Origin of the sequence: Pseudomonas sp. LjRoot71 (genome assembly GCF_964253255.1) — a bacterium.
In the GTDB taxonomy this organism is placed as follows: Bacteria; Pseudomonadota; Gammaproteobacteria; order Pseudomonadales; family Pseudomonadaceae; genus Aquipseudomonas.
On sequence record NZ_CAXURA020000001.1, the window covers coordinates 2080706 to 2106672 of the forward strand.

Below are 25967 nucleotides of genomic sequence, written 5' to 3' on the forward strand. Positions count from 1 at the left end.
ATGGCCGGGCTGATAAAACCTATAACAAGGAAAACCCCATGAAACGCACCCTGACTGCCCTGGCCCTGATCGTCGCGGCCTCTGCCGCCGGCGCTTACTGGTACATCGATAGCAAGCAGCCGCAGCGCGACGGCGAGCTGCAACTGAGTCACCTGCAGGCCGCAGTCACGGTGGATTACGACGAGCGCGGCGTGCCGCATATCCAGGCGCAGAACGAGGCCGACATGTACCGCGCGCTGGGCTATGTGCATGCTCAGGATCGCCTATTCCAGATGGAAATCCTGCGCCGCCTGGCCCGTGGCGAGCTGGCCGAAGTGCTCGGCAGCAAGCTGGTAGACACCGACCGCCTGTTCCGCACCCTGGGCATCCGCGAACACGCCGACCGCTACGCCGCGAAGATGGACATGAATGCACCGGCCAGCAAAGCGCTGCAGGCTTATCTGGATGGCGTGAACCAATATCAGGCCAGCCACCCGGCACCGATCGAGTTCGATGTGCTGGGCATCGAAAAACGTCCTTTCAGCGTCGCCGATACCCTCAGCGTCGCCGGCTATATGGCCTACAGCTTTGCTGCCGCCTTCCGCACCGAGCCGGTGCTGACGCATATCCGCGATCAGCTGGGCGCCGATTACCTCAAGGCCTTTGACCTCGACTGGCACCCGCAGGGCGTGGTCGGCCCGCACCTCGCCGCTGGCGACTGGCAGGACCTCAACGCCATCGCCGAGCTGAGCCATGCCGCGCTGCTGGATGCCGGCCTGCCGCAGTTCGAGGGCAGCAACGCCTGGGCGATCTCCGGCAGCCGCACCGCCAGTGGCAAGCCGCTGCTGGCAGGCGACCCGCATATCCGCTTCGCCGTGCCGTCGGTGTGGTACGAGGCCAACCTGAGTTACCCCGGCTTCAGCCTGTACGGCCATCACCAGGCGCTCAACCCGGTGGCGTCGCTGGGGCATAACCGCGAATTCGCCTGGAGCATCACCATGTTCCAGAACGACGATCTGGACCTGATCGCCGAGAAAACCAACCCGGACAACCCCAATCAGGTCTGGTATCGCGGTCAGTGGGTCGAGCTGCAAAGCCGCGAAGAGCTGATCAGCGTCAAGGATGCCGAGCCGGTACGCCTGACCATCCGCCGCTCACCGCACGGTCCGATCATTAACAGCGCCCTGGGTGAAACCGTCGGCAGCACGCCGATTGCCATGTGGTGGGCCTTCCTGGAAACCGACAATCCGATCCTCGATGGCTTCTATCAGCTCAACCGCGCCGCCACGCTGGAGCAAGCCCGCGTCGCCGCCGAGCACATCGAAGCGCCGGGGCTGAACGTGGTGTGGGCCAATGCCACGGGCGATATCGGCTGGTGGGCGGCGGCGAAACTGCCGCGCCGCCCGGCCGGGGTCAACCCGAGCTTTATCCTCGACGGCAGCAACGGCGAGGCGGACAAAGACGGTTACTACCCGTTCAGCGCCAACCCGCAGGAAGAGAACCCCGCGCGCGGCTATATCCTCTCCGCCAACTACCAGCCCGTGTCGCCGACTGGCATGGAAGTGCCGGGCTACTACAATCTGGCCGATCGCGGCCAGCGCCTGGACGAACGCCTGCGCGACGACAGCGTGAAGTGGGACGTGCACAACAGCCAGGCGCTGCAACTGGAGCCCGGTACCGGCTACCCGCAACGCCTGCTCGCGCCGCTGGCAGCTGATCTGCGGGCTGCCGCCACTGGCAGCGAAGAGCAGGCGCTGGTCGAGCAGCTGCTGAGCTGGGATGGCCAGCATCAGGTCGATAGCACCGCGGCTCCGTTGTTCAACCAGCTGGTTTACCAACTGGCACGTGAAGCCATGGCCGACGAGCTGAGCGACGCCTTCTTCGCCAACCTGCTGCAAACCCGCGTGCTCGACAGCGCTCTGCCGCGTCTGGCCGCCGATGCCAGCTCGCCCTGGTGGGACAAGCGCGGCAGCGATGCCGTGGAAAGCCGCGCCGACACCGTCAAGGCCGCCTGGCAGGCCAGCCTCGCCCATCTGCGCAGCACCCTCGGTGACGACAGCGCGAAATGGGCCTGGGGCAGCGCCCACACCCTCACCCACAGCCACCCGCTGGGCCAGCAGAAGCCGCTGGATAAACTGTTCAATGTCGGTGCGTTTGCCGCACCGGGCGGCCATGAAACGCCGAACAACCTCTCGCAACCGGTCGGCCCGGCGCCCTGGTCGGTGGTGTACGGCCCCTCGACCCGCCGCCTGATCGACCTGGCCGATGCCGGCAGCGCCCTGGGCATCAACCCGGTGGGCCAGAGCGGCGTGCTGTTTGATCAGCACTACAAGGACCAGGCCGAACGCTATATTCGAGGTGAGTACGTGCCGATGCACCTGGATGCCGAGGCGATCAAAGCCAACAGCCGCAGCCAGCTGATCCTGCACCCATAAGCCAAGGAGAACGGCGATGAAACGTCTGTTACTGCTTTTACTGATCATCCTGCTCGGCCTGGTGGCCGTGGTGGTCGGCCGCACCCTGCTGCTGCCGGCGGCCGCCTTCAACAGCGAGCCGGTTAGCCTGCCTGAAGGGCTGGATGGCCAGCGCGCTGCCGAGAGCCTGGCGGCAGCCATTCGCCTGCCGACCCTGTCGCATCAGGTCGGCGCACCGGCCAGCCAACTGGCGGCCAGCAACGCCGCCTTCGCTGGCCTGCGTGAGTGGCTGGCGCAGCGCTACCCACAGATCACTGCCAACACCGAACCGCTCGCCACCGGCAGCCCAAGCATCCTGCTGCGCTGGCCGGGCAAGGACAGCCAATTGCCTGCGGTTCTGCTGATGGCGCACCAGGACGTGGTGCCCGTCGCACCCGGCACCGAAGAACTGTGGACTCACCCGCCGTTCTCCGGGGCGATTGCCGATGGCTTTGTCTGGGGCCGTGGCGCCATCGACAGCAAGGGCTCGATGGTGGCGATTCTTGAAGCGGTGGAAACCCTGATCGCCCAGGGCTTCCAGCCACAACGCGATGTGCTGCTGGCCTTCGGGCACGATGAAGAAATCGGCGGGCACCAGGGCAACCGGCGCATCGCCGCGCAGTTGCAGGAACAGGGCAAACGCCTGGCCTGGGTCAGCGATGAAGGCGGCTTTGTGGTGCGCGGACAGATCCCCGGCGTCAGCCAGGATGTCGCCGTGGTCGGTATCGCAGAAAAGGGCTACGTCAGCCTGACCCTCACCGCCAGCGCCCAGGGTGGCCACTCCTCGCAGCCGCCCGCCTTTGCTGAAACCGCCATCGGCCGCTTGAGCCAGGCCCTGCAACGGGTCGGCGACGCACCCTTCCAGCGTGGTTTCGACGGCCCCACTGGCGACCTGCTGGCCAGCTTTACCCCGGCGCAATCTTTCGGCTACCGACTGATCTTCGCCAACCTCTGGCTGTTTGGCCCGCTGGTGGAACAACAACTGGCCGCCTCGCCAGCCGGTGCCGCGCAGCTGCAAACCTCGCTGTCGCCCACCCTGTTGCGCGCCGGAATCAAGGAAAACGTCCTGCCGCCCAGCGCCCGCGCCACCCTCAACCTGCGCATCCATCCGCGCGACAGCATCGACAGCGTAGCCGCCCACGTGCGCAATGCCGTAGCCGATGAGCAGATTCAGGTCAAAGTCATGCCCGGCGGGCGCGAGCCCTCGGCGGTATCCGATGTCAGGGGCGAGGCCTACCAGCAGTTCGCCGAAGTTATCCGCCAGAGCTTCAGCAACACCCTGGTCAGCCCCAACCTCACCGTCGGCGGCACCGACTCGCGTTACTACGAGCCGCTCACCGACAACGTCTTCCGCTTCAGCCCACTGCTGATGGAGCGCGAAGACCTGCCGCGCATGCACGGCACCAACGAGCGCGTGGCGATCGATACCTTGGCCAATGCCAGTGGCTTCTACTACCGGCTGTTGCAGAGTCTGAACACCTCAGCCGACTAAGCCAAAACCACGCGAGGGGCGCAATGCCCCTCGCCAGCGCTGTAGGGTGGACAACGCGAAGCGTATCCGTCCTCGCTCACTTGAGCCCCCCAACGGATACAGGCAGACTGCCAGCAGGACACTGCCACCCATGGGGCACGATATGGACGTTGTAAAAAGCCTCAAACCAGGTAAAAACGGCACCAAACGCTTTGTCGAACGCTACGGCGACGACCTGATTGCCGTACGCTACCGTCACGACGCCGAACAACAGATCAGCTACACCACCGTCGAACTGATCGTCGAACGCAAACACAAACCACTGAAAACACGTGCCCAAACGCCCAAACAAGCAACGGCGTTAGTATTCGTGCGCGTCGGTTTTCACGAAAAGGACATGCAACTGGCGGTAAAGCAGGCGGGCGGTAAGTGGCAGCCTGAAGAAAAGGCATGGTTGCTGAGCTACAAAGCAGCAGTAGAGCTTGGGCTGCAAGAACGGATCATCAATAGCTGATGGTCAGATATGGATACGAGATAGCCAGATTTGGATATTAACCTGGCAAATAAATAGGGCATATCGGATAATCTGTCTCCATGAAAACAGATGCCCGCAAACTCAGCCCCCAAGAACAGCGTGAAAAGCGCGCCACGGCCCTGCGCATGCGTGAGCAGGGTTACACCTACAAGGCTATTGGCGAAGCGGTTGGTGTTCACCCCCGCACCATCGCTCACTGGGCGCAGGTCGCAGAACACAAAGGCGAAAAGGCTGCCATTGCCGGCGGCCAGCGCGGTGTGCGCCAGGGTGATCGCCGCAGTTTGAGCCCCAGCCAGGAAGTGCTGGTGCGCACCTTGATGACCGATAAGATGCCCGACCAACTCAAGCTCGGCTTTGCACTCTGGACGCGTGATGCCGTGCGAGAACTGATCCGCCAGCGCTGTGGTTTTCTCATGCCGGTTCGAACGGTTGGTGAATACCTCAAGCGTTGGGGCTACACCCCGCAGCGACCACTGCATCGGGCTTATCAGCAGAAACCTGAAGTGGTTCAGCGCTGGCTGGATAATGAATATCCACGCATCGCACAGCGGGCCAAGGCCGAGAATGGTGAGATTCAGTGGGGCGACGAAACCGGTATGCGCAGTGACAGCCAGGCTGGCCGCAGCTACGCCCCTATTGGCGAAACGCCAGTGCGCCAGGTCAGCGGCAGTCGCTTTTCCACCAACATGATTTCCACTGTGACCAATCGGGGCAAACTGCGCTTCATGCTGTATCGGGAAACGCTGACAGCCCCAGTGCTGATTCGCTTCCTGGGTCGCCTGATTCGCGATGCGCAGGGCCGCAAAGTGTTCTTGATTCTCGACAACCTGCGCGTACACCACAGCAAAAAGGTGAGCGCCTGGGTCGCCGACCGCAAAGAGCAAATCGAACTGTTCTTCTTGCCGGCATACGCCCCGGAGTTGAATCCTGACGAGTATTTGAATTGTGATTTGAAACATCAGGTCCGTACGGGCTTGCCAGCGCGTAATCAGGACGAACTGGAAGGGCGTGTTCGCTCGGTCATGAGACGATTGCAATTACACCCCCAAAGAATCCGTTCTTATTTCCGGCATCCACGTATCGCCTACGCGGCATGATTTGGTGTATTTGATTGCCGGGTTAATACTTATTGCCAGCGATGGCAATAGTGTGCAGATATGGATATGTCGTCTAATTATAGTTAGAGAATTTTCCCAACAAGGAAGTCAGCCATGGAAAAAGCACAATCTACACACCGCCCAGAGGCAACCTTAAGTTTCGCAGCAAAATTTGTTCTAAAGCTTTTTGGGCTTACTATTTTATTCAGCATAATCCCATTGCTTTTTGTAAACCTACCACTCGGTATGTTTCTTATGAATTTCGGAAAGATATCAATATTGCTAATTATCCTGGCAAATTTTTTTGCTATTTTCCTCTCTGGTGCCTTGGCTGCAAAATTAATTTTTGCATGGGGTGTAAGTGGCTTTGAATTTAACATCACAAAAGCAAGCGCAGAGTAATCCTCTAACAATGCGCTCAAATCGCTCACTTCGTTCGCTGGGACCGGCTAAAGCCGGCCCCTTAGCTTAATCGTTAGCGGTAGAAAATGAAATTTATAGTATCTGAACAACACAAAAGCCAAGAAAAGCGAAAAATTATATTCTTCTCAGCCCTTATAGCCATATTTATAGCAGGCTTTATATTAATGTTCATTAGTAGCAGTGAATTATCAAACAAGGTTATCGCTGCAGTAGGAACATTTTTTCTTGCTAAGTATTTATTGCACGCATATCAAAATATCAAAAACAATGACAATTCTTATCCAGTCGTAGAAATTCTTGAAGCACAAGAGAAAATCGATATATCGCACAAGGGCGCGGTTGTGAGCATGCCGCTATCGGATATAGAAAGCCTTAGAATTCAGAGCATTAAAGGTAATGTTAAATCTTTGCTACTAACGACAAAGTCTTTTAGCAACCTACGCTTTGAGGGATATGAAAATTTAGCAGAAATGGCTGAGCTTCTTAAAAAATATACGCCGGCAGGAAAAATCAAAAATGCCACGTGGTATCACCGCTAACAAATGGTTCAAACCGTTCGCTGCGCTCACTGGGACGGGCTAAAGCCCGCCCCTTAACCAAACGTTAGCTCTTTATCCGAATTCGAGATTAATTTATGACATTTGAAGGTATCTCCAAAGAAACATGGAAGCGTATTGACGCTGAAAAGCTCTCTGAATTACTCCGAGACAGAATGCACGAACGAGAGCTCTCAATAAGTGAAGTATGTGAAGAGCTGGAAATGTCGAGAAGTATGCTTGCATCTATATTGCACGGCAAGCGTCGCCCATCACCACAGAGAATGGCACAATTACTAGACTTTTTGCAGGTTTCTAATGACGAAATTCCCATGTCGCAAGATGATTCTCCAAAAAGTAAAGGGAACAAAATTTTCATAAGTTATAGCCATAGAGATAAGTCGTATCTTGATAGGCTTATGGTTCATCTTCGCCCACTTCAAAAGCAAGGCCTTATCGATGCTTGGGCTGATACCAGATTACAGGCTGGGGATAAATGGAAAAAAGAAATCGAAAGTGCACTCAAAGAATCTCGGGTTGCTATTTTAATGATCAGTGCGGACTTTCTTGCGTCTGATTTCATTATTGATAATGAACTTCCTCCCTTGCTTCATGCTGCGGAAAGCAAAGGTACACGGATCATCCCCGTGATACTGAAACCTTGTAGATTTCTTCGTGAAAAAAATCTTTGCGAGTTTCAGGCCGTAAATCTACCGGATGAGCCAATGAGTGTCATGGATGAAAATGGCAAAGAGCTTATTTATGACACTATATCTCAAAGAATAGAAGATCTCTTCGATGACTCCCAGAGCTAACAAACCGCTCAAACTCGTTCCGGCCGCAAAAAGCGCGGCCTCCACCGGACTCGCTATCGCTCGCCGTTTAGCGGGGCGTTAGGTTCACATCATGAATTGGGTTGTTTTCATACTCGTATCCATATTCACAGCCTTCGTGAACCTTGCATTACTGAGTGACAATACCGAAGCAAGTCAAAAGCCATTAATAATTTTCAACTGCATAATGCTCGCAGGCTATGTACTCATGTACATTTTTTACGGAAGCAAACGCCAAAATACACTAAAAATCTGGCTTCCTATAAAGTCAAAAATTAAAGCAATTCTTTTACGCATACTTGTAATTGGGCTTTGCTTGGCAGCTCTACCAGTAGCATATAAATTATCGCAAGCATCTGAATGCTCGGATTTTTTAGTGCATAGTAAAGGGGCAACCCTAAGCTGGGCGCTGTCCTTAATGTGCAAGCTTACAGGGCCCGTAATCCCTGCGATTATTGTTCTGCTTCTAATGGCTTGGGCGCTTCCTAGCCTAGTAAAAATTGTCTGGCAAAGAACCTAACAAATGGTTCAAGTCGTTCGCTGCGCTCACTCGGGACCGGCTAAAGCCGGCCCCTTAACCAAACGTTAGGGAAAATCAATGGAGATCATGCGTTGCGCCAGATAGAAAAAGCAGGATGGGTAAGCATGATACTTTTCACGCTTATCGGCTCAGTGTTTTTGATGTTCGCCTTATCTTATTTACTATCTGGCGAAAGTGAAATACGAAGTATGTCCACATGGATATTTGGCACAATTCCCGGTATAGCGTCTGCAATTGCTGCTTTCTATACATACCAAGCCACTAAGCGCGCCGCAGTTGCAACCGAAAATGCTAGCAAGGCAGCCAATGCATCTGTAGTGGCCGCATCATTTGAGATCAGGCAGGAAGTTTTAAAAGCATTAGTTGAAATCTGGGCGTACTTGAATAGAAAAACATGTACCTGGTCTTACAACCCCTCTTTACCAGAACAATTCCTAGTCACCCAAGAAGAATTACTCCTTCTCGAGTCTCATAGAAAAACTATATTCTTTAAATCTAGAATATTCGGCCCCAAAAAATCTGAAGAAATAATCGAATTTTACACGTACCTAGTATCAGAACTAGAAGGCCAATCCACAGCCTGCGACTATGACGCAGCAGAAGGACTTGGAGTAAATGAGAGTACGTCGAAGGAATGGCATGAATACAGAACCAAACAAAGAGAAAATGCGTTTCAAATATTAGAAGCCGTTAAGCATTTGTGCTATCTCCCCTAACAACTGGTTCAAACCGCTCGCTTCGCTCACTGGGACGGGCTAAAGCCCGCCCCTTAACCAAACGTTAGCCACCATGAATTATGATCTGAGTCTACTCGAAGCAGCAAATAACGTTAGCCTGTGTAGTGCTTACTACGAGCTATGCAACAACTACCCACATATTCCTGGCTCTGGCAGTAAGAAAACTCCTTTTAAGGAAATTCTCGCGGCAGCGGAAGGAATAATCATTCTGTCTAAACTTCGCGGGCCGGGCACAGTTTTCAAAGTCGGCGGCCTACCAGAATGGGTTTCATTAAATATAATTATTCAATCAGGCGGCTCAGTTGAAACAGACATTATTATTCAGCATCCGCAACAGGAATACAGAGCTACTTTTGCAATACTTTCCAACGAAACATTAAAGAACTCAGGACTATCAGAAAAAAATCCTGGTTATCCGCGCCCCATCTGTGCATCTGCTAACGACATGGTCATAGTAATTGCGCGACTTCGAGAGCTAACTATCTCACTAGCAAAGGCCGTCCTAAATGTCGGCTAACAACTGGTTCAAATCGTTCGCTTCGCTCACTGGGACGGGCTAAAGCCCGCCCCTTAACCAAACGTTATATTCCTCATTGCAACAATCATCACCGCAAAAACTACAGGCCCTATCAATAATTCTGAATTTTTCATTTTTGAATCTGCGCTTTTTCCTGAAGCGGCACTGCTTGTTAAAGAACATAAACTATTAATCACCACTGACAGCATTCAGTACCATGCTGACTGGCGCTATTTTTCTTGGTTTACAAAATTCGTGTTCAAATTATTAGGCTTCAAAATAGGTATGAATATTGGTGGCCCTTGGTTGAAACGCGTGACACCGAAGGGCAAAACACTGCAATCGGATTTTGAAGCTCTTGCAGCACTCGATTTCGATGCCCTTATTGCTGCACACGGTGCTCCCATTACAACCGGTGCTAAGCAACTGTTACATGCCGAAATGAGCCATGTGTTCAAGTGAGCGAACCACCTGCTCAGCCAAATGCAGCCGCTACATGATCGGTTTAATCCCTCCCCATGGCGAAGCATAAGGGGCTGCATGCCTGACCGGTCAGCAGCACAGGCCGCAGCCACCACCACTTCCCACTGAAAACCCGGATAATGGCCGCCATTCGTTTAGCCCGTATTCTGGTAATCCCGCATGGAAATCAAGGTCAAGTTTCTCGACAACCTCCGACTTGAAGCCAAGTTCGATGACTTCACGGTGGTGGCTGACCAGCCCATCCGTTACAAGGGCGATGGCTCGGCGCCGGGGCCGTTTGATTACTTCCTGGCCTCTTCGGCGCTGTGTGCGGCGTACTTTGTGAAGCTGTATTGCGACACGCGCAATATCCCTACCGACAACATCCGCCTGTCGCAGAACAACATCGTTGACCCGGAGAACCGCTACGCGCAGATCTTCAAGATCCAGGTCGAATTGCCGGCGGATATCTCCGAGAAGGATCGCCTGGGCATTCTGCGCTCCATCGACCGCTGCACCGTGAAGAAGGTGGTGCAGCAAGGCCCCGAGTTCATCATCGAAGAAGTCGACAACCTGGATGCCGACGCCCAGGCCTTGCTGATGCCTGTGGCGGGAACTAGCACCTACATTCCCGGCAAGGACCTGCCGCTGGAAGAAACCATCGCCAATATGTCGGGCATCATGGCCAAGCTCGGCATGAAGATTGAGATCGCCTCGTGGCGCAATATCGTGCCCAACGTCTGGTCGCTGCATATCCGCGATGCGCAGTCGCCGATGTGTTTTACCAACGGCAAGGGCGCAACCAAGGAGAGCGCGCTGGCCTCGGCGCTGGGCGAGTTTATCGAGCGGCTGAACTGCAACTTCTTCTACAACGATCAGTTCTGGGGCGAGGAGATCGCCAATGCGGCGTTCGTGCATTACCCGGACGAGCGCTGGTTCAAACCGGGACCCAAGGATGCGCTGCCGGCAGAGATTCTCGACGACTATTGCCTGGCGATTTACAACCCGGACGACGAACTGCGCGGCTCGCACCTCTATGACACCAACTCCGGCAACACCCTGCGCGGCATCTGCTCGCTGCCGTTTGTACGTCAGTCCGATGGCGAGGTGGTGTACTTCCCGTCCAACCTGATCGAAAACCTCTACCTCAGTAATGGCATGAGTGCCGGCAATACCCTGGCCGAGGCGCAGGTGCAGTGCCTGTCGGAAATCTTCGAGCGGGCAGTCAAACGCGAAATCCTCGAAGGCGAGCTGTGCCTGCCGGACGTGCCAGCCGAGGTGCTGGCCAAGTACCCGGGCATCGTTGCCGGCATCCAGGGCCTGGAAGCCCAGGGCTTTCCGGTGCTGGTGAAGGACGCCTCGCTGGGCGGCGAATTCCCGGTGATGTGCGTGACCCTGATGAACCCGCGCACTGGCGGCGTTTTCGCCTCGTTCGGCGCGCACCCAAGCTTTGAAGTGGCGCTGGAACGCAGCTTGACCGAGTTGCTGCAAGGCCGCAGTTTCGAGGGTTTGAATGATTTGCCACCGCCAACCTTTGAAAGCCAGGCGCTGATGGAGCCGAATAACTTCGTAGAGCATTTCATCGACTCCAGCGGTGTGGTGTCGTGGCGCTTCTTCAGTGCTAAAGCCGATTACGAATTCGTTGAATGGGACTTCTCCGGTCAGGGCGAAGATTCGAACGAGCAGGAAGCCGCAACGCTGTTCGGCATCCTCGAAGCGCTGGGCAAAGAAGCCTATATGGCGGTGTACGAGCACCTGGGCGCCACTGCCTGCCGCATCCTGGTACCGGGCTATTCGGAGATTTATCCGGTTGAGGACCTGATCTGGGATAACACCAACAAGGCGCTGCTGTTCCGCGCGGACATCCTCAACCTGCACAGCCTGAATGATCGCGGCCTGAAATCTCTGCTGCGCAACCTGGAAAACAGCGATGTCGACGATTACACCGACATCACCACGCTGATCGGCGTCGAGTTCGACGACAACACGGTGTGGGGCCAGCTGACCATTCTGGAGCTGAAGCTGCTGATCCACCTCGCCCTGAAGAAGTACGACGACGCCAAAGAACTTGTGGAAATGTTCCTGCAGTACAACGACAACACCGTCGAGCGCGGCCTGTTCTATCAGGCGTTGAACGCGGCGTTGGAAGTGCAGTTGGACGATGAGTTGGAGATGAGCGACTTCGAGCCGAACTTCCGCCGTATGTTTGGCAATGAGCGCATGGACGCAGTGCTCGGCTCGCTGGATGGCAGCGTGCGCTTCTACGGTCTGACGCCAACCAATATGCAGCTGGAAGGGCTGGATCGCCATCTGCGCCTGATTGAGAGCTACAAGAAGCTGCACGCGGCGCGGGCCAACGCGAGCGCCGTATCGGCTTGATCAGATAAAGTGTCGACTCAACCTTGCAGGCTCGAACTGAGCCTGCACGCAGGCTGCAACATGGTGCGGTTACCTGGTTTAAACAACGGCCCGCGGGCTGACAGCACGACCTAGGCTGAGCAACACCACTACACAACCACAACGCACGAGGGAACGTATGAACGTTGTATTAAGGCACTTCAAATGGCTGATGCTGGTATCCGGCGTGCTCACCGCCAGCATGTTTTACGGCCTGTTCGCACCGCAGGCCGCGCTTGAATCGATGTTTGGCGCCACCTTTGCCGGACCGCTGGAATCTCTGGTGATTCGTAGCTGGTCGGCACTGGTTGGCCTGATGGGCGTCATGCTGATTTATGGCGCGCTGAGCGAAAAACACCGCGCCTTCTGCGCCGCCCTCGCAGCCTCGAGCAAGGCGATTTTCGTTACCCTGGTGCTGGTGTACGGCCAGGCATTTCTCAATAAAGCTGCGGCGGCGATCATCATGGACATTGTGGTGATCAGTGCAACGCTGCTCTTCCTGCTGGCGTTGCGGATCAAGCGCTAGGCGGCCAATAGCGGCCACCAGCCATTATCGTTATCGCTCTTCATGGATGAATGCATGAACAAAAAAATGCTTCTGGCCATCAGCCTGCTGCTGTTGGCAGGTTGCCAGAATGACAAGCTGCGCCAAACCGAGCCCACTACTCAGTCCGTCGAAACGCTTGGAACAGCGACGGTCGTGGTGATCGCCAAGAACAAGGCCAAGCTGGGCGAAGGTGGTTTCGACTTCAGCGATAACGATAAAGTGCTGCTCTCACAGATGAAGATAAGCCGCACGGTTACCTTTGAAGTACCTTCGGGTCACCATACCTTCGCAGTGTCATCCTGGGGCAGCCCCGCCTATACCCTGCAGGCGCACCTTCCGCCAGCCAGTGAAACCTGTATCCAGGTCACCAGCAACTCCGCGAACTACTTTGGCAAGTTCATCTTCCCACTGATGCGCAATGCCACTCCCACACATGTTGCGCAGTTCGTGCCCTGCGCGTAGTACTAGGGCGCAGTAGCCAGTACAGCCTGGTTACGGCCCTGGTGTTTGGCCTTGTAGAGCAGGCGGTCGACCGTTTCGATAAAGGCCTGGGGCTGGTCAAGCGGGCCGGGGACAAGGGTGCCGACGCCCAGGCTTAAGGTCAGCAATGGGCCGACCTGGGAATGGGCGTGCTGGATGTTCTGCTCGCAGATCAGCTGGCGGCAGCGCTCGGCGACCTGCGCGGCGGCCTGGGCATCGGTTTCCGGCAGCAGCAGCACAAATTCCTCACCGCCATAGCGGGCCATCAGGTCACGCGGGCGCACGGCTGCGCCACTCAGGGCCTGGCCGACGCTTTTCAGGCAATCATCGCCCTGGATATGGCCGTAGTGGTCGTTGTATTCCTTGAAGTAATCAATATCCAGCAGGATCAGTGACAGCGGCTGGCCCGTGCGCTGGGCGTTACTCCACTCCACCTGCAGGCGGTTGTCGAACATGCGCCGGTTGGCCACGCCGGTGAGGCCGTCGAGGTAGGACAACTCTTCCAGTTGTTGCTGCAATTGCAGCAGCTGCTGCTCGGTCTGCTTGCGCTCGCTGATGTCGAACATAAAGCCGATCAGCGACTCGACTTCACCCGCCTCATTGCGCAGCACGTGCACCACATCGCGGATCCACACGTAGCGGCCGTCGCGGGTCAGAGCACGGTAATCGGCCTCATGGTCGGTACCGGCCTGGGACTGCGAGACACAGAAGCCCACGACCGTGTCGCGGTCCTCGGGGTGCATGCGCTCGGCCCAGTCGTTGGCGCTGATCCAGCTGGCTTGCGGCCAGCCAAGCAGCGTCTCGATCTGCGGGCCAATATAGGCGAAAGTCATGCTGGCCCAGTCGATCTTCCAGGGGATGGCCTTGGTCGACTCCAACAGGGTCTTGTACACCGCGCTATCGGTAATCATCGGGTCAGGCATGGCAGGCAATCCGGGCGAGGTATAGCACAGGTTTTAACCAAGATCGGCAGCCGGCGCAACCGCAGGGCGGATGACCGGCCAGTATTGCCTTAGACAGCACAAGGGCCACGAATGTGGCCCTTGTGTATTGTCCGGGAGAACCACTCAGGCCTGCGCCTGGGCGACTCCCGTGGTTTCGTCCATGGCCTGTTGCAGGGCCTTCTTGCGCTTCTCTTCGGCACGGTGGGCGAAGAACCACACCAGGAAGGTGGCGAAGGACACCGCCAGCAGGATCAGGCTGGCCACGGCGTTGATTTCCGGCTTCACGCCCAGACGCACGGCAGAGAAGACTTCCATCGGCAGGGTGGTCGAACCTGGCCCGGATACGAAGCTGGCGAGTACCAGGTCGTCCAGCGACAGGGCGAAGGACATCATGCCGCCGGCTGCCAGCGAAGGCGCGATCATCGGGATGGTGATCAGGAAGAACACCTTCCACGGCTTGGCACCCAGGTCCATGGCCGCTTCCTCGATGGACATATCCAGCTCACGCAGACGCGACGACACCACCACCGCCACATAGGCGGAACAGAAGGTGGTGTGGGCGATCCAGATGGTCAGGATGCCACGCTCGGCAGGCCAGCCGATCAGTTGCGCCATGGCCACGAACAGCAGCAGCAGCGACAGACCGGTGATCACCTCGGGCATTACCAGCGGTGCGGTAACCAGGCCACCGAACAGCGTGCGGCCCTTGAAGCGGGTCACGCGGGTCAGCACAAAGGCGGCCATGGTGCCCAGCGCCACGGCGGCAATCGCGGTGTAGCAGGCGATTTCCAGCGAGCGCATCACTGAGTTCATCAGCTGGGTATTGTCGAGCAGGCCGACGTACCACTTCACCGACCAGCCGCCCCACACCGTCACCAGCCGCGAGGCGTTGAACGAGTAGATGACCAGAATCAGCATCGGCAGGTAGATAAACGCCAGACCGGCCCAGAGCATAAAGGTGGAGAAACTGAAACGCTTCATGCCCGGCCCTCCATCTCTTTAGCCTGGTTACGGTTAAACAGAATGATCGGGATGATCAGGATCGCCAGCATCACCACCGCCAGGGCGGACGCCACCGGCCAGTCGCGGTTGTTGAAGAACTCCTGCCACAGCACCTTGCCGATCATCAGGGTCTCCGGACCGCCGAGCAGTTCAGGGATCACGAACTCACCCACCACCGGGATAAACACCAGCATGCAACCGGCGATGATGCCGTTCTTGGCCAGCGGCACGGTGATCTTCCAGAAGCTGTTCAAGGTGCTCGAACCCAGGTCCGCGGCTGCTTCCAGCAGGCTCTGGTCATGCTTGACCAGGTTGGCGAACAGCGGCAGCACCATGAACGGCAGGTACGAGTAAACGATACCGATATACACCGCCAGGTTGGTGTTGAGGATCTGCAGCGGTTCGCTGATCACCCCCAGCCACATCAGGAAAGCATTGAGCAGGCCGTTGTTGCTGAGGATGCCCATCCAGGCATATACGCGGATCAGGATCGCCGTCCAGGTCGGCATCATGATCAGCAGCAACAGCACCATCTGCTTGTCCTTATCGGCGCGAGCAATGGCGTAGGCCATGGGGAAGCCGATCAGCAGGCAGAGCAAGGTACTGACCGCAGCGATCTTCAACGAGCCCAGGTAGGCCGCCAGGTACAGCGCATCCTCACTGAGGAAGATGTAGTTACCCAGGTTGATGATCAGCGTGAGCTTGTTTTCCGCCCAGCTGTACACGTCGGTGTACGGCGGGATGGCCACATCGGCTTCGGCAAAGCTGATCTTCAGGACGATGAAGAACGGCAACATGAAGAACAGAAACAACCACAGGAACGGCACCCCGATTACCAGGTGCCGGCCCTTGGGCAGACGACGGCTGATACTCCGGACGATGTTCATGATTGCAGTACCACGCCGCTGTCGTCTTCCCAGTAGACCACCACCGGATCATCCCAAGTTGGGCGCTTGCCGCGCCGCTCGGCGTTGGCGATGAAGCACTGGACGATCTGCCCGGAGGTGAGTTTGACGTGGTACACCGAGTGACCGCCGAGGTAGGCGATGTCGTGCACGTGGCCATTGCTCCAGTTGTATTCCGGATGCTCATGGTCGCTCGGCAGCGCGGTGGCCATCAGCAGCTTTTCCGGACGCAGGGCGTAGCTGACTTTTTTCTCTTCGGCACGGGTACTGACGCCGTGACCGATATAGATCGGCTTGTCCAGCTGCGGGCAACTGATCACCGCGTGGTCCGCTTCGTCGCTGGTGATCTTGCCGTCGAACAGGTTGACGTTGCCGATGAACTCGCAGACCAGACGGCTGGTCGGCGTTTCGTAGATGTCCACCGGGCTGCCGATCTGGGCGATCCAGCCCAGGTGCATGATGGCGATGCGCTGGGCCATGGTCATGGCCTCTTCCTGGTCGTGGGTCACCATGACGCAGGTTACGCCGACCCGCTCGATGATCTCGACAAGCTCAAGCTGCATCTGCGAACGCAGCTTCTTGTCCAGAGCACCCATCGGCTCGTCGAGCAGCAGCAGCTTGGGACGCTTGGCCAACGAACGGGCCAGAGCCACACGCTGACGCTGGCCACCGGACAGCTGGTGCGGCTTGCGCTTGGCGTACTGGGTCATGTGCACCAGTTTGAGCATCTCTTCGACGCGGGCGTCGATTTCCGCCTTGGGCATCTTGTCCTGCTTGAGGCCGAAGGCGATGTTCTCGGCCACGCTCATGTGCGGGAACAGGGCGTAGGACTGGAACATCATGTTGATCGGCCGCTCGTAGGGCGGCAGGTCGGTGATATCCTGACCGTCGAGGAAAATGCGGCCCTCGGTCGGTCGCTCGAAACCGGCGAGCATACGCAGCAGGGTCGATTTACCCGAGCCGGAACCACCGAGCAGGGCAAAGATCTCGCCTTTGTTGATGGTCAGAGAGACATCTTCGACGGCCACAGTCTCGTCGAACTTCTTGGTGACGCGCTCGATCTTGACCAGCACCTCTTTCGGTTGCTGATCGCCTTCGAGAACCTTTTTGTAGGCACTGGAAGCAACTGCCATTACCAAAACTCCCGCAAAAGTAGCGCCCGACCCCGCTGGCCGGGCGCTTTGAATTTATTTACCCGACTTGACCTTGGTCCAGCTGCGGGTCATCAAACGTTGCACCTTGACCGGCAACTCCGCCGAGATGAACAACTTGTCCAGCACCGCTTGTGGCGGGTACACCGACTCGTCGTTGCGTACTTCCTGATCCATCAACTCGCCCGCCTTGATATTCGGGTTGGCATAGCCGACGTAATCGCTGACCCCGGCGATGGCCGCCGGATCAAGCAGATAGTTGATAAAGGCATGGGCCTCTTTCGGGTTGCTGGCATCCGCCGGGATGGCGAGCATGTCGAACCACAGGTTGGCGCCTTCTTTGGGGATGCTGTAGGCGATCTCGATGCCTTTGCCCGCGTCTTCGGCACGGTCGGCGGCCTGCAGGATGTCGCCGGAGAAACCAACGGCCACACAGATATCGCCGTTGGCCAGATCACCGATGTACTTGGAACTGTGGAAGTAGGTCACGTAAGGACGCACCGCCAGCAGCTTGGCTTCGGCCTTGGCGTAATCCGCCGCACTCTGGGTGTTGGGGTCGAGGCCCAGGTAATTGAGCACGGCCGGAATCATTTCATCAGCCGAGTCGAGGAAGCTCACGCCACAGCTGGCGAGCTTCTGCATGTTTTCCGGCTCGAAGACCACAGCCCAGGAGTCGATTTGCTCAACGCCGAGCACTTCCTTGATCTTGGCCACGTTGTAGCCAATACCGTTGGTGCCCCACAGGTACGGCACCGAATACTGGTTACCCGGGTCGTTGACTTCCAGCTGCTTGAGCAGCTGCGGGTCAAGGTTGTCCCAGTTCGACAGCTGACTGCGATCGAGCTTCTGGAACGCGCCCGCCTTGATCTGCTTGCCGAGGAAATGGTTGGACGGCACCACGATGTCGTAGCCGGAACGGCCCGCCAGCAGTTTGCCTTCCAGGGTTTCATTGGAGTCGAACACGTCGTACAGGGCTTTGATCCCGGTCGCCTTCTGGAAGTCGGCCAGGGTGGTTTCGCCAACATAGTCAGACCAGTTGTAGACCTTGACCACAGGCTCGGCGGCTTGCACGGCGCTGATGCTGACGGCGGCGGCCAACAGGCCCGCCAGAAGAGGGGTACGACGCATAGGAGCTTCCTTATTGTTGTTGAGCGATGGGGCAGGCGAACCCGCCCCATCCAGTACGGCTAAGGCATTAGCGACCCGATTTGATCTTGGTCCAGCTGCGGGTCATCGCGCGTTGCGCGTTGGCCGGCAGGTCCGGGAAGGTGTAGATCTTGGCCATGGTCGCGGCGTCCGGGTAGATGCCCGGGTCGTTACGCAGTGCTTCGTCAACCAGCGGGGTGGCCGCGGCGTTGCCGTTGGGGAACTGCGTGTAGTTGCTGATGTTGGCGATGACTTCCGGCTTCAGCAGGTAGTTGAGGAACACGTGAGCGGCCTCGACGTTTTTCGCATCGGCTGGAATGGCCAGCATGTCGAAGAAGCTGCCAGCACCTTCTTTCGGGATGCTGTAGGAAACATTCACGCCATTCTTGGCTTCTTCAGCACGGGACTTGGACTGGTACAGGTCGCCCGAGTAGCCAACCGCCAGGCAGATGTTGCCGTTGGCCAGGTCGCCGATGTACTTGGAGCTGTGGAAGTAGGAGACCGACTTGCGGATCGACAGGAACAGCTCTTCAGCCTTCTTCAGCTCGCCAGCATCGGTGCTGTCTGGTTTGAAGCCCAGGTAGTTGAGCGCCGCTGGCAGGATTTCGGTTGGCGAATCGAGGAAGGTCACGCCGCAGTCTTTCAGCTTGGCGATGTTTTCCGGCTTGAAGACGATGTCCCAGCTGTTGACCGGTACGTCGCCCAGCGCAGCCTTGACCTTGTCGACGTTATAGCCGAGACCGATGGTGCCCCACATGTAAGGGATCGAGTACTGGCTACCCGGATCGCTCGGGTCCAGGGCTTTCAGCAAGCCTTTGTCGAGGTTTTCCCAGTTCGGCAGCTTGGACTTGTCCAGTTTCTGGAATACGCCAGCCTTGATCTGCTTGGCCAGGAACGGGTTGGACGGCACCACGATGTCGTAACCGGAGCTGCCGGCCAGCAGTTTGGCTTCCAGGGTTTCGTTGCTGTCAAAGACGTCGTAGACGACCTTGATGCCGGTTTCCTTCTGGAAGTTGTCGAGGGTGTCTTCTGCGATGTAGTCGGACCAGTTGTAAACGTGCAGGACCTTGTCATCCGCGTGCGCGGCACTCACCACAGCCCCAGCAAGGGACAACGCGAGAAGGGTTTTGCCGAATTTTTTCATGCGTACAGCTCCTGTTGTTGTAGTCGTTTCCGGAAGATGCGCGTCATCTGCAGCACCTTCCGGTGAGCCTGACTTACGCATTGGCGCAGTCTGGCAAGGTCACCACCCGTTGACAACTTTCAGACGTAAGCATCTGAAACCAAAGGCTATTGAACCTTAAACCAGCACCTCTGCGGCAGTCAGGTCGAGGCATTTACGGGCCTTTTCCAGCAGTTCGTCGATCTGCGCATGGCTGATCACCAGCGGCGGCGAAATGATCATGGTGTCGCCCACGGCCCGCATGATCAGACCATTATTAAAGCAGTGGCCGCGGCAAATCATGCCGACGCCGATATCCCCGGCGAAACGCTTGCGGCTGGCCTTGTCCTGAACCAGTTCAATGGCGCCCAACATGCCAACGCCGCGCACCTCACCGACCAGCGGATGATCAGCCAGCTCACGCAAACGCTTTTGCAAGTACGGTGCCGTTTCTGCCTTGACCCGCTCAACAATTTTTTCTTCACGCAGAATGCGCAGGTTTTCCAGGGCCACAGCCGCCGCGACCGGGTGCCCGGAATAGGTGAAGCCGTGGTTGAAGTCACCGCCCTGGTTGAGCACCTCGACGATATCGTCGCGCACAATCAGCCCGCCCATGGGGATGTAGCCGCTGGTCAAACCCTTGGCGATGGTCATCATGTGCGGCGTATTACCGAAGTAATCGCTGCCGAACCATTCACCAGTGCGGCCGAACCCGCAGATCACTTCATCGGCGACAAACAGAATGTCGTACTTGGCGAGGATTTCGCGGATGCGCGGCCAGTAGCTGTCCGGCGGGATGATCACCCCGCCTGCGCCCTGAATCGGCTCGGCAATAAAGGCGGCGACGTTCTCCTCGCCGACTTCGAGAATCTTCGCTTCCAGCTGATCGGCGGCCCAGATACCGAACTCGTCCGGGCTCATGTCGCCACCCTCACCGAACCAGTAAGGCTGCGGGATGTGCACGATGCCCGGAATCGGCAGATCGCCCTGCTCATGCATATAGGTCATGCCACCCAGGCTGGCACCGGCCACGGTGGAGCCGTGGTAGCCGTTGAGGCGGCTGATGATCACCTTCTTGTTCGGCTGGCCTTTGACTGCCCAGTAATGGCGCACCATGCGCAGCATGGTGTCATTGCCTTCAGAGCCGGAACCGGTGAAGAACACATGGTTCATGCCGGCTGGGGTCAGCTCGGAAATCGCCTTGGCCAGTTCCAGCGCCGGCGGCGTGGCCGTCTGGAAGAACATGTTGTAGTAGGGCAGTTCCTGCATCTGTTTTGCCGCGGCGTCGGCCAGCTCCTTGCGACCATACCCGACGGCAACACACCAGAGCCCGGCCATGGCATCGAGGATCTTGTGGCCTTCGCTGTCCCACAGGTACACCCCGTCGGCCTTGGTGATAATGCGCGGCCCGTTTTCCGCCAGCTGCTTGAAGTCGCTGAACGGCGCGAGGTGGTGTTCGCGGCTCATGGCCTGCCACTCGCGGGTTTTCGGGTTGGTCACTTGACTGTTCATAACAACACCTTGGATTACCCGGGCTGCGCACTGCAGCCCGCTAAAATTCTTGGAGCCTGCGAGCAGGCTCATCGCGGCCGCTGGCGCAGGGATCACCCGCGCCAGCGGCCTGGCTGTTACACCGACAGCAGCAGGAACTCACGCTCCCAGGAGCTGATCACCCGCTTGTAGTTCTCGTGCTCGGCGCGTTTTACCGCCACGTAGCCACGGATGAACTTCTCACCGAGGTACTTCTCGGCGTCCTTGCAGGCTTCCATACGCTCCAGTGCGCTCTCGATGGTCACTGGCAGGCGCAGGTTGCGACGCTCATAGCCACGGCCCTTGACCGGCGCGCTCGGTTTGACGTCGCCGACCATGCCCATGTAGCCGCACAGCAGGGTCGCCGCCAGCACCAGGTACGGGTTGGCATCGGCACCAGCCAGGCGGTTTTCCACGCGGCGATTCTGCGGCGTGGCTTCCGGCACACGCAGGCCCACGGTGCGGTTCTCTTCGCCCCACTCGACGTTCACCGGTGCCGAGGTATCCGGCAGGAAGCGGCGGAACGAGTTGACGTTGGGGGCGAACAGCGGCAGCAGCTCGGGGATGTACTTCTGCAGGCCACCAATGTGCTGCATGAACAGTTCGCTCATGCTGCCGTCGGCATTGGAGAACAGGTTCTTGCCGGTCTTGATGTCCACCACGCTCTGGTGAATGTGCATCGCGCTGCCCGGCTGATCGGTGATCGGCTTGGCCATAAAGGTGGCGGCCACGTCGTGCTTGAGCGCGGCTTCACGCATGGTGCGTTTGAACACCAGAATCTGGTCGGCCAGGTGCAGGGCATCGCCGTGACGGAAGTTGATTTCCATCTGCGCCGGGCCTTCTTCGTGAATCAGCGTGTCGAGGTCCAAGCCTTGCAGCTCGCACCAGTCGTACATGTCCTCGAACAGCGGATCGAATTCGTTGGCCGCGTCGATGGAGAACGACTGGCGACCGGTTTCCGGACGCCCGGAACGGCCAATCGGCGCCACCAGCGGGAAGTCCGGGTCGCTGTTGCGTTTGGTCAGGTAGAACTCCATTTCCGGCGCGACGATTGGCTTCCAGCCCTTGTCCGCATAGAGCTTGAGCACATTCTTAAGGATGTTGCGCGGCGACAGCTCGATCGGGTTGCCCTGCTTGTCGAAGGTGTCGTGAATCACCATCGCAGTCGGCTCGATAGCCCAAGGCACGAGGAACACAGCGTTCTCGTCCGGGCGGCAGAACATATCGATGTCCGCCTCGTCGAGCAGGTCGTAATAGATGTCGTCCTCGACGTAGTCGCCGGTTACGGTCTGCAGCAGCACACTCTCGGGGAGGCGCATGCCCTTCTCGTCAAGGAACTTGTTGGTCGGCGAGATCTTGCCACGGGCAATGCCGGTAAGATCGCTGATCAGGCATTCAACTTCGGTGATTTTGCGTTCTTTCAGCCAGCTCGAAAGCTGGTCTAGTTTGGTACTCATAGAGACCTCAGGGTTGGTGAGAGCCGACCTATATATAGTCGGCTCAGCGTTGCCCCGCCTTCTTCCTGCAAGCCTCACCAAAGGCCTGGAAGATGGCGAGATAATTCGGGTTGGATCGTACCTGCCATTCGGGGTGCCATTGCACCCCCAAGGCAAAGCTTTTGGCACCTTCAACGGAGAAAGCTTCGATCAACCCGTCAGGCGCCAGTGCTTCTACGCGAAGGCCCGGCGCCAGACGCTGAACGCCCTGGCCATGAATGGAATTGACCTGAATCTCGTCCGGCAAGCCGATGCCGGCGAGCAGCCCACCTGGCTGCACATGCAGCGCGTGACGCAGGCCATATTGTTGTTCTACGGGGGTGTCTTCGGGCTCACGGTGATCCATGTAGCCGTCGACTTCGTGCACCTTCTGGTGCAGGGCACCGCCAAAGGCCACGTTCATCTCCTGAAAGCCGCGGCAAATACCGAGCACCGGAATGCCCAGGGCAATTGCTGCTTTAATCAGAGGAAGGGTTGTGCTGTCGCGGGCCGCATCATGCAGGGTGCCGGTATCGCTGGCGGGGCCGCTGTAATGATGAGGTTCGACGTTTGACGGCGAACCTGGAAACACCAGGCCGTCGATGTGCTGCAGCAGGTATTGCTGGTCGATCTGCTCGCCCAACGCTGGAATGATCACCGGCATGCCGCCGACAACGCTAACGATGGCCTGCAGGTATTTATCACCTGCGGTGTGATAGATGTTGTGCCCGAGCTGCTTGGTGCAGGCACTAACGCCGATAATCGGCTGGCGCGACATGAGACACCCGTTTTATTGCTGTTATGGGTTTCGACCGAGCTTAGCCTTGTTCATTTTTTTTCACAATAGTCATGTAAAAAATTGAACACACCCGACTGAGCACCCCGGCAGACAAGGGTTTCAGCAGGGCCGCAATGCCCTGCAATGCCCTAAAATTGGCCACCAAGCCCCCTTTTGGGGCAAAATGCGCCTCTCTTGACAGCACATGGTGTTTAAGATTGACTCACACCTGTGCAATTGCATGATTGATATTTTTAACAAAAAAGGTGTTGCATCATGTCGGTACCCCCGCGTGCCGTTCAGCTTAACGAAGCGAACGCGTTCCTTAAGAAACATCCTGAGGTCCTGTTCGTCGACCTTCTGATCGCAGATATGAATGGTGTGGTGCGCGGCAAGCGTATCGAGCGTGCGAGCCTGCATAAGGTTTACGAACGCGGCATTAATCTCCCGGCTTCTCTATTCGCTCTGGACATCAACGGCTCGACGGTGGAAAGCACCGGCCTGGGTCTGGATATCGGCGACGCTGACCGGGTCTGCTTTCCCATCCCCAACACCCTGAGCAATGAGCCCTGGCAAAAGCGCCCTACCGCGCAACTGCTGATGACCATGCATGAAATGGAAGGCGAGCCGTTCTTCGCTGACCCACGGGAAGTGTTGCGCCAGGTGGTTGCGAAGTTCGACGAACTGGGCCTTACCATCTGTGCCGCCTTTGAAATCGAGTTCTACCTGATCGACCAGGCCAACGTGAACGGCCGTCCACAACCACCGCTGTCGCCGCTGTCGGGCAAGCGCCCACAGTCGACCCAGGTGTACCTGATTGATGACCTCGACGAATACGCCGAGTGCCTGCAGGACATTCTTGAAGGGGCTAAGGAGCAGGGCATCCCGGCTGACGCCATCGTTAAGGAAAGCGCCCCGGCGCAATTCGAAGTCAACCTGCACCACGTCGCCGACCCGATCAAGGCCTGCGACCACGCGCTGCTGCTCAAGCGCCTGATCAAGAACATTGCCTACGACCATGAGATGGACACCACCTTCATGGCCAAGCCGTACCCCAACCAGGCGGGTAACGGACTGCACGTGCACATCTCGATCCTCGACAAGCAGGGCAACAACATCTTCGCCTGCGATGACCCGGAGCAGAATGATGCGCTGCGCCATGCCATCGGCGGCGTACTGGAAACCATGCCTGCGTCGATGGCCTTCCTCTGCCCGAACGTCAACTCCTACCGCCGCTTCGGTGCGCAGTACTACGTACCGAACTCGCCGTGCTGGGGCATCGACAACCGCACCGTCGCGCTGCGCGTGCCGAATGACACCGCCGATGCCGTACGCATCGAGCACCGTGTAGCCGGCGCTGACGCCAACCCTTACCTGCTGATGTCGGCCGTACTGGCCGGCGTGCACCATGGCCTGACCAACAAGATCGAGCCAAGCGCACCGGTGGAAGGCAACTCCTACGAGCAGAACGAGCAAAGCCTGCCGAACAACCTGCGTGACGCCCTGCGCGAGCTGGACGACAACGAAGTGCTGGCGCGGTATATCGACCCGAAATACATCGATATCTTCGTCGCCTGTAAGGAGAGCGAGCTGGCCGAGTTCGAAAACTCGATTTCCGACCTCGAGTACAACTGGTACCTGCACACGGTTTGATGCGACACCCAACGCCGGCCTTTGAGCCGGCGTTTTTTTATGGCCCCTGGCCCCGTACCCGCGCATTGCGCACACCCTGCCCGGCAATCGCCTGAACCGCGACCACGGGTAGCGTTCGACCCGATTTTTTGCTGGCACGCCATTCACCTACCGTGGAGAACCCCATGCCTCGCCTGCTTGCCTCACTGCTGCTTGCCCTGACACCGCTGCTGGCCAGCGCCGAGGAGGTGATCCGGGTCTACAACTGGAACGACTACATCGCCCCACAGGTGCTGAAGGACTTCGAAGCACAAACCGGTATTCGCGTGGAGTACCACACCTACAGCACAGCCGAAGAGCTGCAGACGCTACTGGCCAGCGGTGAAGCCATCGATGTGGCCGTACCGTCACACGACACCCTGCCCACCATGATCAAGAGCGGCAGCATCCAGCCACTGGACTTCGCCCTGCTGCCCAATCGCAAGCACCTGGATAAACAACTGCTCAGCACCCTGGTTGCCCTTGATCCGGCCAACCAGCATGCCGTGCCTTATCTGTGGGGCGCGGTGGGCCTGGCCATCAACACGCCACAGGCCGAAGCGGCCTTTGGCGGCCCACTGCCCAATAGCTGGAGTCTGCTGTTCGACGCCACCCAGAGTGCACGCCTGGCCAACTGTGGCATGAGTGTGCTGGACGCCCCCGATGAAACCCTGACCCTGCTGCTCAACTACCAGGGCCGCAGCCTGGCGCGCAGTGCGCCGAGCCGCATCGAGCGCTCCAGCCGGGTGCTGGATGGCCTGCGGCCGAACCTGCGTTACGTCGACAGTGAGCGTTATATCGAAGACCTCAACCAGGGCAAGCTGTGCGTGGCCATGGCCTGGGTCGGCGATGCCCTGGCCGCCGCCGATGCTGGCCAGCCGGTGCGCTTCGTGGTGCCGGACGAAGGTTCGATTCTGTTTATCGACAACCTGGTGATTCCCAGCAGCGCCAAGCGTGTGGACCTGGCCCACCGCTTTATCGACTACCTGATGCAGCCCAAGGTCGCCGCCCTGATCACCGCCGAAACCCTGCGCAACCAGCCAGGCCTCTACCCGGACCGCGACACCAAACGCCGCCTGCACCCGCTGGAAACCCTGCCAGAAAAGCACAGCGCAACCCGCGATGCCGTGTGGACACGTTTTCGGGATGGCAGTTGAGTGATGGGCGAGGAGCCCGGATTCAATCCGGGCTCCTG

Annotated in this window: 24 protein-coding genes; 15 read left to right on the forward strand and 9 right to left on the reverse strand. The window is 57.8% G+C overall.

Annotated features, from left to right (window positions below; all coding sequences use genetic code 11):
- Positions 1–38: 38 nt before the first annotated feature.
- The 13 genes from ACSQ17_RS09925 to ACSQ17_RS09985 all read left to right on the forward strand — a co-directional run bounded on the left by ACSQ17_RS09925 (position 39) and on the right by ACSQ17_RS09985 (position 12990).
- Positions 39–2414, forward strand: coding sequence for a penicillin acylase family protein (locus ACSQ17_RS09925; protein WP_436068458.1), 2376 nt, complete (start codon positions 39–41; stop codon positions 2412–2414).
- Between the two features lie 16 nt (positions 2415–2430).
- On the forward strand, positions 2431–3924 hold the full coding sequence (locus ACSQ17_RS09930) for a M20 family peptidase (RefSeq protein WP_436068459.1): 1494 nt from the start codon (positions 2431–2433) through the stop codon (positions 3922–3924).
- A 142-nt stretch (positions 3925–4066) separates the two neighbouring features.
- Positions 4067–4417 (forward strand): hypothetical protein, encoded by a 351-nt coding sequence (locus ACSQ17_RS09935; protein ID WP_436068460.1) that lies wholly within the window; start codon positions 4067–4069, stop codon positions 4415–4417.
- 80 nt (positions 4418–4497) lie between these two features.
- The gene (locus ACSQ17_RS09940; RefSeq protein ID WP_126624845.1) at positions 4498–5535 is read left to right on the forward strand and encodes an IS630 family transposase; all 1038 of its coding nucleotides are present in this window, start codon (positions 4498–4500) and stop codon (positions 5533–5535) included.
- 114 nt (positions 5536–5649) lie between these two features.
- A complete protein-coding gene (locus tag ACSQ17_RS09945; RefSeq protein ID WP_436068461.1) occupies positions 5650–5937 on the forward strand; it encodes a hypothetical protein in 288 nt (95 codons plus the stop codon).
- Between the two features lie 86 nt (positions 5938–6023).
- Positions 6024–6497, forward strand: coding sequence for a hypothetical protein (locus tag ACSQ17_RS09950; protein WP_436068462.1), 474 nt, complete (start codon positions 6024–6026; stop codon positions 6495–6497).
- Positions 6498–6592: 95 nt separating this feature from the next.
- On the forward strand, positions 6593–7309 hold the full coding sequence (locus ACSQ17_RS09955; protein ID WP_436068463.1) for a TIR domain-containing protein: 717 nt from the start codon (positions 6593–6595) through the stop codon (positions 7307–7309).
- Positions 7310–7939: 630 nt separating this feature from the next.
- Positions 7940–8584 carry a hypothetical protein gene (locus tag ACSQ17_RS09960; protein ID WP_436068464.1) on the forward strand — a complete coding sequence of 215 codons (645 nt, stop codon included), beginning with the start codon at positions 7940–7942 and terminating at the stop codon, positions 8582–8584.
- A gap of 73 nt (positions 8585–8657) precedes the next feature.
- Positions 8658–9122 (forward strand): hypothetical protein, encoded by a 465-nt coding sequence (locus ACSQ17_RS09965; RefSeq protein ID WP_436068465.1) that lies wholly within the window; start codon positions 8658–8660, stop codon positions 9120–9122.
- Positions 9123–9377: 255 nt separating this feature from the next.
- The gene (locus ACSQ17_RS09970) at positions 9378–9584 is read left to right on the forward strand and encodes a hypothetical protein (protein ID WP_436068466.1); all 207 of its coding nucleotides are present in this window, start codon (positions 9378–9380) and stop codon (positions 9582–9584) included.
- A 180-nt stretch (positions 9585–9764) separates the two neighbouring features.
- A complete protein-coding gene (locus tag ACSQ17_RS09975) occupies positions 9765–11963 on the forward strand; it encodes an OsmC domain/YcaO domain-containing protein (RefSeq protein ID WP_436068467.1) in 2199 nt (732 codons plus the stop codon).
- A 157-nt stretch (positions 11964–12120) separates the two neighbouring features.
- A complete protein-coding gene (locus tag ACSQ17_RS09980; protein ID WP_436068468.1) occupies positions 12121–12507 on the forward strand; it encodes a hypothetical protein in 387 nt (128 codons plus the stop codon).
- Positions 12508–12561: 54 nt separating this feature from the next.
- On the forward strand, positions 12562–12990 hold the full coding sequence (locus ACSQ17_RS09985) for a hypothetical protein (RefSeq protein ID WP_436068469.1): 429 nt from the start codon (positions 12562–12564) through the stop codon (positions 12988–12990).
- 2 nt (positions 12991–12992) lie between these two features.
- Here ACSQ17_RS09985 and ACSQ17_RS09990 read toward each other — a convergent pair whose 3' ends face one another.
- The 9 genes from ACSQ17_RS09990 to ACSQ17_RS10030 all read right to left on the reverse strand — a co-directional run bounded on the left by ACSQ17_RS09990 (position 12993) and on the right by ACSQ17_RS10030 (position 23101).
- Positions 12993–13931 (reverse strand): sensor domain-containing diguanylate cyclase, encoded by a 939-nt coding sequence (locus tag ACSQ17_RS09990; protein ID WP_436068470.1) that lies wholly within the window; start codon positions 13929–13931, stop codon positions 12993–12995.
- 144 nt (positions 13932–14075) lie between these two features.
- Positions 14076–14933: an ABC transporter permease subunit gene (locus ACSQ17_RS09995; RefSeq protein WP_257779742.1), complete on the reverse strand. Its 858-nt coding sequence runs from the start codon at positions 14931–14933 to the stop codon at positions 14076–14078.
- Positions 14930–15811 carry an ABC transporter permease subunit gene (locus tag ACSQ17_RS10000; RefSeq protein ID WP_436070457.1) on the reverse strand — a complete coding sequence of 294 codons (882 nt, stop codon included), beginning with the start codon at positions 15809–15811 and terminating at the stop codon, positions 14930–14932. Before ACSQ17_RS10000 ends, ACSQ17_RS09995 begins: the two co-directional genes overlap by 4 nt.
- A 26-nt stretch (positions 15812–15837) precedes the next feature.
- Entirely contained in the window at positions 15838–16992 is a 1155-nt protein-coding gene (gene potA / locus ACSQ17_RS10005; RefSeq protein WP_392539011.1) for a polyamine ABC transporter ATP-binding protein, read from the reverse strand.
- A gap of 54 nt (positions 16993–17046) precedes the next feature.
- Positions 17047–18138, reverse strand: a complete 1092-nt coding sequence (locus ACSQ17_RS10010) for a polyamine ABC transporter substrate-binding protein (protein WP_436068471.1) — start codon at positions 18136–18138, stop codon at positions 17047–17049.
- A gap of 67 nt (positions 18139–18205) precedes the next feature.
- Complete coding sequence (locus tag ACSQ17_RS10015; protein ID WP_436068472.1) at positions 18206–19300, reverse strand: polyamine ABC transporter substrate-binding protein; 1095 nt, start codon at positions 19298–19300, stop codon at positions 18206–18208.
- A gap of 156 nt (positions 19301–19456) precedes the next feature.
- The gene (locus tag ACSQ17_RS10020; RefSeq protein WP_436068473.1) at positions 19457–20830 is read right to left on the reverse strand and encodes an aspartate aminotransferase family protein; all 1374 of its coding nucleotides are present in this window, start codon (positions 20828–20830) and stop codon (positions 19457–19459) included.
- 116 nt (positions 20831–20946) lie between these two features.
- A complete protein-coding gene (locus ACSQ17_RS10025; RefSeq protein ID WP_233685600.1) occupies positions 20947–22305 on the reverse strand; it encodes a glutamine synthetase family protein in 1359 nt (452 codons plus the stop codon).
- A gap of 43 nt (positions 22306–22348) precedes the next feature.
- Entirely contained in the window at positions 22349–23101 is a 753-nt protein-coding gene (locus ACSQ17_RS10030) for a gamma-glutamyl-gamma-aminobutyrate hydrolase family protein (protein WP_436068474.1), read from the reverse strand.
- Between the two features lie 276 nt (positions 23102–23377).
- On the opposite strand from ACSQ17_RS10030, the gene ACSQ17_RS10035 reads away from it, so the two are divergent.
- A complete protein-coding gene (locus ACSQ17_RS10035; RefSeq protein ID WP_233685602.1) occupies positions 23378–24754 on the forward strand; it encodes a glutamine synthetase family protein in 1377 nt (458 codons plus the stop codon).
- A 164-nt stretch (positions 24755–24918) separates the two neighbouring features.
- Positions 24919–25929 carry an extracellular solute-binding protein gene (locus tag ACSQ17_RS10040; RefSeq protein WP_436068475.1) on the forward strand — a complete coding sequence of 337 codons (1011 nt, stop codon included), beginning with the start codon at positions 24919–24921 and terminating at the stop codon, positions 25927–25929.
- The last annotated feature ends 38 nt before the right edge of the window (positions 25930–25967 follow it).

What these genes read in the sequence shown, in the direction of transcription:
- ACSQ17_RS09975 (WP_436068467.1), top strand. Translation starts at nt 9,765, where the DNA reads ATGGAAATCAAGGTCAAGTTTCTCGACAACCTCCGACTTGAAGCCAAG.
- ACSQ17_RS10030 (WP_436068474.1), bottom strand. Translation starts at nt 23,101, where the DNA reads ATGTCGCGCCAGCCGATTATCGGCGTTAGTGCCTGCACCAAGCAGCTC.
- ACSQ17_RS09980 (WP_436068468.1), top strand. Translation starts at nt 12,121, where the DNA reads ATGAACGTTGTATTAAGGCACTTCAAATGGCTGATGCTGGTATCCGGC.
- ACSQ17_RS09950 (WP_436068462.1), top strand. Translation starts at nt 6,024, where the DNA reads ATGAAATTTATAGTATCTGAACAACACAAAAGCCAAGAAAAGCGAAAA.
- ACSQ17_RS09935 (WP_436068460.1), top strand. Translation starts at nt 4,067, where the DNA reads ATGGACGTTGTAAAAAGCCTCAAACCAGGTAAAAACGGCACCAAACGC.
- ACSQ17_RS09965 (WP_436068465.1), top strand. Translation starts at nt 8,658, where the DNA reads ATGAATTATGATCTGAGTCTACTCGAAGCAGCAAATAACGTTAGCCTG.
- ACSQ17_RS09930 (WP_436068459.1), top strand. Translation starts at nt 2,431, where the DNA reads ATGAAACGTCTGTTACTGCTTTTACTGATCATCCTGCTCGGCCTGGTG.
- ACSQ17_RS10010 (WP_436068471.1), bottom strand. Translation starts at nt 18,138, where the DNA reads ATGCGTCGTACCCCTCTTCTGGCGGGCCTGTTGGCCGCCGCCGTCAGC.
- ACSQ17_RS09940 (WP_126624845.1), top strand. Translation starts at nt 4,498, where the DNA reads ATGAAAACAGATGCCCGCAAACTCAGCCCCCAAGAACAGCGTGAAAAG.
- ACSQ17_RS10035 (WP_233685602.1), top strand. Translation starts at nt 23,378, where the DNA reads ATGTCGGTACCCCCGCGTGCCGTTCAGCTTAACGAAGCGAACGCGTTC.
- potA (WP_392539011.1), bottom strand. Translation starts at nt 16,992, where the DNA reads ATGGCAGTTGCTTCCAGTGCCTACAAAAAGGTTCTCGAAGGCGATCAG.
- ACSQ17_RS09995 (WP_257779742.1), bottom strand. Translation starts at nt 14,933, where the DNA reads ATGAAGCGTTTCAGTTTCTCCACCTTTATGCTCTGGGCCGGTCTGGCG.
- ACSQ17_RS09955 (WP_436068463.1), top strand. Translation starts at nt 6,593, where the DNA reads ATGACATTTGAAGGTATCTCCAAAGAAACATGGAAGCGTATTGACGCT.
- ACSQ17_RS10020 (WP_436068473.1), bottom strand. Translation starts at nt 20,830, where the DNA reads ATGAACAGTCAAGTGACCAACCCGAAAACCCGCGAGTGGCAGGCCATG.
- ACSQ17_RS10015 (WP_436068472.1), bottom strand. Translation starts at nt 19,300, where the DNA reads ATGAAAAAATTCGGCAAAACCCTTCTCGCGTTGTCCCTTGCTGGGGCT.
- ACSQ17_RS09925 (WP_436068458.1), top strand. Translation starts at nt 39, where the DNA reads ATGAAACGCACCCTGACTGCCCTGGCCCTGATCGTCGCGGCCTCTGCC.
- ACSQ17_RS09990 (WP_436068470.1), bottom strand. Translation starts at nt 13,931, where the DNA reads ATGCCTGACCCGATGATTACCGATAGCGCGGTGTACAAGACCCTGTTG.
- ACSQ17_RS09945 (WP_436068461.1), top strand. Translation starts at nt 5,650, where the DNA reads ATGGAAAAAGCACAATCTACACACCGCCCAGAGGCAACCTTAAGTTTC.
- ACSQ17_RS10040 (WP_436068475.1), top strand. Translation starts at nt 24,919, where the DNA reads ATGCCTCGCCTGCTTGCCTCACTGCTGCTTGCCCTGACACCGCTGCTG.
- ACSQ17_RS10025 (WP_233685600.1), bottom strand. Translation starts at nt 22,305, where the DNA reads ATGAGTACCAAACTAGACCAGCTTTCGAGCTGGCTGAAAGAACGCAAA.
- ACSQ17_RS09985 (WP_436068469.1), top strand. Translation starts at nt 12,562, where the DNA reads ATGAACAAAAAAATGCTTCTGGCCATCAGCCTGCTGCTGTTGGCAGGT.